Origin of the sequence: Candidatus Sodalis sp. SoCistrobi (assembly GCF_900143145.1) — a bacterium.
In the GTDB taxonomy this organism is placed as follows: Bacteria; Pseudomonadota; Gammaproteobacteria; order Enterobacterales; family Enterobacteriaceae; genus SoCistrobi.
The window spans coordinates 1-7,792 of the sequence record NZ_FRDB01000141.1; the positions used below are offsets into that span (position 1 = coordinate 1).

The following is a 7,792-nucleotide window of genomic DNA, read 5'->3' on the forward strand; positions in this document are numbered from 1 at the left end:
TGCTCATGCTGAGTTTCCAGCACTAGATTAACTGCCCGTTCACGGACTTCCGGAGAGTAACGTTTGGTCGTTGTCATAGAGACCTCCACTTTTAAAGTATAGACTCTAATTTATCCGGGGTGATTCATCCGTTTATCGTAGCGATAAGTGTGTTGTACCGCATCGTTACACGCCAGCAATGTCTGACACACCGGACCGGTAAGGACCGAGATGTGATAGCCATTGTCGGCCAGTTGCCGAATGGTACCTGTGGTAATGACCATATCACCGATTTTATCGTCCAGCCGCAAAAGCAGGATCCGTTTGATCTGGTTAGGTGCCCACGTCCTCGGACGGCATGTCATATTCAGCCAGGTATTCAGCAATCGGAATTTCAACTGGCGCAGCGCCGCATTCTTGGCGCGATTGAAGTGTCTGAGGGTAAGCATACCTATCCGGCTAGCTGTAGCGATTCAGTTACTAAGGCGGACAAAGATAACAAGCGCACTAACGATCCGCAAGTTAGCGCTTGCAGTAACCCGGGCTACTAGCGCTTTAAGTGCGTACGTAAGCGTCGGCAAAGCTCGGCCAAGGTAGATGGCGGTTTTAAACGATTAATGAATGCAACTCATAAACGCGTGCGCATTTCCCCCCCCTAATTTTCTGACGTCGGCTCACGTATCCTCTCTTTCCCCCCGACGTAAAAAGTGGCCTATCGCAGGGGAGAACGGGCACTAAGCCCAGCACCATCTGCGGAGAAAACCTGAGGAATAAGCGTTGCAAAGTAAAACATTAAATAACGGCATTGCTATGCCGCTGTTGGGATTCGGCGTATACCAGATAACTCACCCTGCTGAATGCGAGCTTGCCATGCAGGAAGCCATTTCGTCAGGCTATCGCCTGATAGATACCGCCGCGTCATATCAAAATGAAATACCAGTGGGCAACGCATTAAAACAAAGCGGATTACTGCGTCATGAGTTGTTTGTGACGAGTAAACTTTGGTTGCAGGATGCCAATTATGAGGGGGCAAAGGCGCAATTCGAGCGATCTTTCAATCGCCTGCAGCTCGATTATTTGGATCTGTATCTGATTCATCAACCCTATGGCGATATTCACGGCGCCTGGCGGGCGATGGAGGAACTGTATCAGGCGGGCAAGGTCAGGGCGATTGGCGTTAGCAATTTCCATCCCGACCGCCTTGCCGATATCATGGCGTTCAACAAAATCCCCCCTGCGGTGAATCAGGTGGAAATTAACCCTTTCTACCAGCAATCTCATGCCGTTGCCTGGATGAAAAGTAAGGGGATCCAACCGCAAGCCTGGGCCCCCTTTGCTGAAGGGCGTCAGGATATATTCCACCAACCGCGGCTTCTGGCTATTGCAAACCGCTATGGCAAAAGTGTAGCCCAAGTGATCCTGCGCTGGCTGGTGCAGCGTGGCATCGTCTCGCTGGCAAAATCGGTACGTAAAGATCGTATGGCGGAAAACATTGCGCTTTTCGACTTTGAACTGAGCGATGAGGAGATGACGCATATCGCAGCGTTGGACAGCGGCGTCAGCGCGTTTTTCTCACACCGGGATCCGAGCAGAGTCGAATGGCTGACGGCGCGTCATTTGACCGTTTAATCCGGCGGTTTCATCACATGCTGGGTCACGCTTACCGACAGCCTTACCCCCGGCCTATCCCGCGTAATGAACGTCGACCACCCCAAGGACATCAGTGACGCTTATCCGAACCTCTATCGTGCGGGCCGGATCCAGATGTCGCCCTAGGCGGTAAAGCCTTATGGATTAAACTGCCGCAGAAACGCGCCATGCCTCGATAGGAGTTAGCGCTCACTTCCTTTCGACAATGACGAAACGGGTCCCATTGTGCACCGTACAAGCCATTGCCTATCGTTAAACCGCAGCAACGCCGGGCCACCATTCGCTGCGGCGCAGCGTTATAGGGCACATAAGCAATACAGACGTTGGCCGCACAGCTTCGCGCGTATTCCTTAGGGCATAATGTTTTTTGGCCACCTGGCATAATAGCGCTAAATAACCCCCCCTGCTGGCGATGCGTCTGTCATTGACCGGCAACGGTCACGAGCGGGCATCGTTATTTATTCCCGAGGATAGTTAATAGGGTGATGGCATAATTGCATGAGATAAACGTATGGTTAAGCGCAAGAGCCAGGGATGATCCCCCGTATGCTATTTTCAAAATTATTTATTTCAATTATTCACTCTAACACAGAGAGGGCAAAACGACGGTGCCCTTTCTGGCAGAGAATTACAAAAAAAACGGAGATAAATCACAAAAAATAATTCTTCTCAGCGGATCTGTTATCATGAGCGCTCAGGATTGACGTATTAATTTATACGCGTTTGACTCATCAAATACCTTACTGAAAAATATTAATTACTCTCGCTATACGAGGGCCGGCTGAGAAATTAATTATATTTCACCTGTCAAACATGTCGAATCCCTGAGCGCAGATCAAAGAAGAGTGTTTTAAGAAATAGGATTTTCTGACCGAACTAATCCGTGCTAACACATTCGTGCGGTACCACTGCGGCCACCACACCAGGCTTGACGATAGATCCGGTAATACTCTCCAAGGTTTTAAAAGTATGCCCACAGTTGATATTAGTACATTGATGATAACGTTCCTTCGTTGTTTCGCTCAAATAACGACTGGAACGCGTATGGGCTGAAGATTTGCAGAGGGGGCAGTGCATCATGGCAATTTCTCCTTATTGATTTAACTAGCGGCACTTAAAGGATATCATCAAGGGAGATGACTTAACAAATAGTTAATCAACATTAAGACTTTAACTATTAGTTGTGTCATCCCTCGGCAATAAACCGATAATTAACCTTATTCACTCGGTGATCCGGGTGGGTTATTTAGCGGAAAATGTGGTCTCTTTCACTGTCAAACCCCCGACATCTGCCGCCGATACCTGACGACGAAGACCTTGCCCAGCGAGCAAAGCGACATCACTTTATAGACGACGCCATCAACAAAGTTTTAGGGCGCTGGCGAGAGATACTTTTATCGCTGACACGAATGCCAACCCCGGATGTGCAGCGTATTGCGCCACGCGGGTGTAAGCCAACATGCCACGTAACCGGTTACGGTCAGGGCTTGCCCTTGTTCTTCTTACCACAGGGGATTACGGCAGCCCGGTAACGGGCCATTAGTTCATCAACCGATGTCATCCATGTCGCCCCGCGCCACTCGGGTACCGTGAAGCCGCCGAGGACGGCTAGACCCTATGGCCCTTGCAGCGCAGCCGTTGACGGTGTATCGGCACTGGCATTGCGCTGTGTTGATTTTCTCGTTTGCGCCGAGGCCATAAGGGAGTTAATCGCAAGGGAGTACTGTCATTAGCGATAGGCGCCAGGAGCACCGTCTGGCGATGTTAGGGGAGATACCCTGGCGATGCACGCCTTGCCGGTATACTGGTGGGCTAATGAGCACTGACTTGAAGGAGGGTTCCATTCCCCACCCATCCTAAATGATACCACCGGCGCTCTGTATCCCGTTCCCGGCTGGCAAGCGGGCGATTCTCGCAGGTGGTTGCAGGAACACCAACAGGAGCAGAAGCAAGAGCTGGTGCTAATGCTGATGCTGATGCTGATGCTGATGCTGATGCTGATGCTGATGCTAATGCTGATGCTGATGCTGATGCTAATGCTGATGCTGATGCTAATGCTGGTGCTGCAGCTGTTGTTGGTGCTGGAGCTGTTGTTGGTGCTGGTGCTAATGCTAATGCTGGTGCTGGTGCTGGTGCTGGTGCAGATAATGGCGCTTCATCTGCCTAAACGGTCAACGGCACGGTTTTTTAAGGCGTCGCGCTCTGACGGCGACTACGCCGTCGTATGACCGATTTGAGATAAGTCGACAATAACCGGCCTCCTGCTGGCGATGCTTGGGTAAAGCCGTCACTAACTCAGCTCCAGCAATACCGGCCATCGCCCACCATCCTGGCAAGAAACACAATCAACCGTGAACGAGAATAAAACCGTCCACATTACTCCGTTAACACGCTTGCTGATGTGCAACTGTTGAAACACCCTACCGCGGGTTATCCGCGCGGGTGCAGGCGCCATGACGGGTTGTCAACATCGCCATGGCTGTCCACCTAATGCCTATCGCCCCACGGCGTTAACGCCAGAAAAAGCGTGACAAAAATATCCGCTGCGGCCGACTCAGGGTGTCGTCGTTCATGCTCTGAACACCAACAGCTTTGCCAGGCCTGTCACGGTTAAAATACCCACCGGATGGCTATGAGCTTATAAGGTCCAATAAACACACAGGGAGAGAGACCTGGTTAAACTGGTGAGGAAATCTTTCTTACAGGGAGAACATCCGTCATATCATCTTCAGCCGCATCAATATAATAAACCACTTAGCTCCGCTTCTGGCGCCATCCATTTCCTTTGATGCAATCAATAAATTTTCATCGACAATATAAAATAAATTATTTGTAATATTTTACACTCACTGAATGCATCTAATAATCAATTTTGGCTCGCCTAATGCTACGAGAAAAAGGTAGGAACTAGCCCTACTTTTATCGGATAAGCTAAGATCATGATGCGCGGAGAGTTCATCCATTAACATCCCCTATCCAGACCGATAAAACAGGGGATTTAAACCGGCCTATATACTTTGATGACATATGAATGCGACACCTCAACTTTTTTCAGTGGCGAAAATGTGGCATGACCCTGTTCAGACAACGATGAGAATATCAACAATAGGCTGATGAAAAACAGTTTGATCACCTCTGATAGATTATCCGGTCATGCCAGAAAAATAACGAAGAGGGTATTTTTTTAAAAGGCCAATCCCTCTCTATTTTGATTTTGCACAATATCTGTATCTAAAATGCTTTGCGCGATTTCTGCTATCATCATCAAGGCTATCTCCTTGTCTCTTTCATGGCATTCCACAGTGGTGGTCAATCTGGCAATTAACTCCATTCGCTCTAACAACACCAACTTATCAAACGTGAGGTCCATTGATCCTCCTCGTTATAACATGATTTTCTTTGTAAATTGTCGCATCGCCCCGAGAATAAAAATAGTCTCATCCCGAATACATCAGGCGAAATATCATGTTTATAACGTTGAAACTGTAAAAGCGCAACTACTATTCATCTGCATTCCTTCACAAATAAAAAAATAGTCGTGCTTGTTCAGGATAAAACATGGGTTCTTGCTGATGGTGATTCCATTTATAATGGAGCAGAATATTTCCATTGCATTTCTTTAGTTCCTATATTGGGACGTCCGCGATGGCCTCACCGTTTCTGCTGCGATACGTCGCCTGAGATGATTTATTGCCCGATGGGAACGTCGGCGAGGTCATCGACACAGGCAATATCCGCAGCGATAAAACGATGTAGATGCATCTTTAGCCTGCACCACCGGGTTTTGACGAACGCCCGCGCTGGCAACCCGTGGCATAGTGATAAGTGTCTTGGCATGCCGTTACCTGTTGCAACGTCTGGGGACAGCGCCGCCGCGCCGAGAGTAGGAATCGTTAATAAGGATGCAGCCGCTACATTGCCCCATCGGCCGCAGAGAAAACCATTGCTTAGAGGGACAGGATCCACGGACAATTAATCTCTAAGAGTAGGCGATGCTCTCCAGCCGGCGTGTCACCCCATGGCAGCCTGTTGTCCGCCGCTTTTTACAGCGTCAACATTACGGTTGCACACGACCAAGCGGTTAATTGAAAATTCTAGCGGCATAAGGCATCATTCTTTATTAACAAAATAGAAGAATAAACCGTTAAAATTAAACGTTAATCTAAGCGATGCCAATAATATTTTACAAGGGATAATGTATCTTTGCGGAAACCATGCCATGTTAAGTATAAATTTTAAAGCGGGAGGCGGTGCGGTCTTGGACAGAATTATCCAAGCCTATGGTTTTGATACGAAAATTGAGTATTGCAAGCATCTCGGTATCACGGCCAGCAATCTTTCCATGCGCTATAAAAGAGATTTATACCCTTCCGATTTGGTGGTCAAATGCCTGGCGGATACCGGTGTCCGTCTGGAATGGCTTACCGGCGGCCAGGGGGATATGTTTGCCAGTCGGGACGCGCGCAATCAAAGTCAGCAGCAAACGCTGGAAGTGCCGGCTCGGCACCTTCTCAAGGGTGAAATCTATGATGCCGGCACCTTTTACCTTGATATCAGTTGGTTTAAACCCGATCGGGATATCCCCGTCCGGCCCGGTGTACTGATGGAGGGGGCGAAACGTTATATTGTCGATTATCAGTTCAATGATGTGAATGACGGCCGCTGGTTAACGGAAATTGAAGGCCGCCTGCTGGTTCGCGATCTTTTTCGCATCCCGGTAGGACGAGTGAAAGTTTGCGGGGGTGAAATGCCCTTTGAATGTGATTTACAAGACATTCGCATCATTGCCCAAGTGATATTGAGTTGCGGATAAACTCTGTTCGGGCTTTGCCCATCACCCGTCCTGACTTTCCCGCCGCCTCGGCATGCCGCGATATTTTCACTTACCAAACAGTCACCTGGAAAAATGTCTACGTCCCGAACTTTTGCAGAAAGTGAATGTTGCACCGGTTAATCTTTTAGGTACTTTAACCGATAAGCGGTCAATGAACACCACCGTACATTTTCAGGCTCATTTGTGTTTGCCGCGACAATTGCAGAAGGAAAAAATAAGCAGCGACAGAATCCTCATAGGCCGTGACGACCGCCCGGGGGCATGGAGAGAGTGATTAACTAAATATAAATTGCGAATAATGTTATTCACTGCAAGCGAAAAGACAAATCTTTTTTTTTGCTTATTATGTCTGCTTTCTCCGGTAAAGCGTCGCCAGGCAAATGTCATTACCCCATCAAGGTTTACCTGTAATCCGACGGGTAGGATTTTGCGTTGGCTTATTCCAACATTTAACCAGGGCCGCGTTCTATGCAACCCACACTTTTCGCTCCCACCATGATCACCGCTAAAATTTACCCACCGCTCCCCTGCGAAGAGCAGGCGCTGCAACATCGTCTGCAAGACTGCTTCGACCGTTTCACCCCCGCCGATAAAGCGGATATGATCGCCCAGCTTTGGGCCGCGCCGTCTGAGCCGGATATCGCGTTAAACGGTCTTGCCCCGCCCTGCGGAACGCTGGGTTTGGGGCTCTCGCTCTGCGATCGTATGGCGCAGGACGGTGAACTTACGGCGGTGCAGCACCCTCTGGCCTGCGCGGCACATAAAGTTCTCCTCTCCATCGCCTCAGGGGCGATGCAGGTGCCGCAACCGCCGTTAGAGCATTTGGCGCGATTATGTCATATGGCATTGAAATGGCAGGTACTACAACCTGACAATGCCAGCGAGGTCGCCTTGCGCGATGTCTGGCTGCATTTCTGCCAATTGGCCCCGTTACCGGCGGAGTTCAGCGCCATCGCCGACGCCGGTGAGCAAGTCGACTGGCATGTGCTGCATCAGGGCATTTCGCTGCTGTCCGCGCCCCATGACAATGTGCTGGTGAGTCCTACCGTGCTGAATAACCCCGAGTTTATTAGAGAGTAATTTTGGCAATACTACGCCGCTTCCTCTGATGCTAATTGCAAAGCGTAATAGTTCATTTCGGCTTCAGTAGGAGGGATGTAACCCAGCCGCCCGAGCAGCCTTCTGTTGTTGTACCAGTCCACCCAGTCCACCCAGTCCAGCGTGGCCAACTCCACTTCCGTCCGGTTTTTCCAGCTCCCGCGGTGGATAACCTCCGTTTTGTACAACCCGTTGATACTCTCTGCCATCGCATTATCGTAGGAGTCGCCG

At 49.6% G+C, this 7,792-nt stretch carries 8 protein-coding genes; 4 read left to right on the top strand and 4 right to left on the bottom strand.

Features of this window, described 5'->3' with window-relative positions; translation table 11 throughout:
* Positions 1–110 precede the first annotated feature (110 nt).
* On the bottom strand, positions 111–263 hold the full coding sequence (locus CINSTRO3249_RS17220) for a hypothetical protein (protein WP_174249772.1): 153 nt from the start codon (positions 261–263) through the stop codon (positions 111–113).
* Positions 264–756: 493 nt separating this feature from the next.
* Here CINSTRO3249_RS17220 and CINSTRO3249_RS10300 point away from each other — a divergent pair, with 493 nt between their 5' ends.
* Complete coding sequence (locus CINSTRO3249_RS10300; RefSeq protein WP_074013218.1) at positions 757–1,608, top strand: aldo/keto reductase; 852 nt, start codon at positions 757–759, stop codon at positions 1,606–1,608.
* 897 nt (positions 1,609–2,505) lie between these two features.
* Here CINSTRO3249_RS10300 and CINSTRO3249_RS10305 read toward each other — a convergent pair.
* The gene (locus CINSTRO3249_RS10305; RefSeq protein WP_074013219.1) at positions 2,506–2,709 is read right to left on the bottom strand and encodes an ogr/Delta-like zinc finger family protein; all 204 of its coding nucleotides are present in this window, start codon (positions 2,707–2,709) and stop codon (positions 2,506–2,508) included.
* Positions 2,710–3,551: 842 nt separating this feature from the next.
* Here CINSTRO3249_RS10305 and CINSTRO3249_RS17225 point away from each other — a divergent pair.
* Positions 3,552–3,857 carry a hypothetical protein gene (locus CINSTRO3249_RS17225; RefSeq protein WP_074013220.1) on the top strand — a complete coding sequence of 102 codons (306 nt, stop codon included), beginning with the start codon at positions 3,552–3,554 and terminating at the stop codon, positions 3,855–3,857.
* Between the two features lie 956 nt (positions 3,858–4,813).
* On the opposite strand, the gene CINSTRO3249_RS10315 is transcribed toward CINSTRO3249_RS17225, so the two are convergent.
* Positions 4,814–4,999 (bottom strand): hypothetical protein, encoded by a 186-nt coding sequence (locus CINSTRO3249_RS10315; protein WP_074013221.1) that lies wholly within the window; start codon positions 4,997–4,999, stop codon positions 4,814–4,816.
* Positions 5,000–5,887: 888 nt separating this feature from the next.
* Between CINSTRO3249_RS10315 and CINSTRO3249_RS10320 the strand changes: the two genes are divergently transcribed.
* Positions 5,888–6,442 (top strand): phage repressor protein CI, encoded by a 555-nt coding sequence (locus CINSTRO3249_RS10320; protein WP_254304342.1) that lies wholly within the window; start codon positions 5,888–5,890, stop codon positions 6,440–6,442.
* 489 nt (positions 6,443–6,931) lie between these two features.
* Positions 6,932–7,543, top strand: a complete 612-nt coding sequence (locus CINSTRO3249_RS10325; RefSeq protein WP_125933167.1) for a hypothetical protein — start codon at positions 6,932–6,934, stop codon at positions 7,541–7,543.
* Positions 7,544–7,554: 11 nt separating this feature from the next.
* Here the strand turns inward: CINSTRO3249_RS10325 and CINSTRO3249_RS10330 are convergent.
* A partial coding sequence (locus CINSTRO3249_RS10330) for an integrase core domain-containing protein (RefSeq protein ID WP_143146883.1) occupies positions 7,555–7,792 on the bottom strand: 238 nt, incomplete at its 5' end.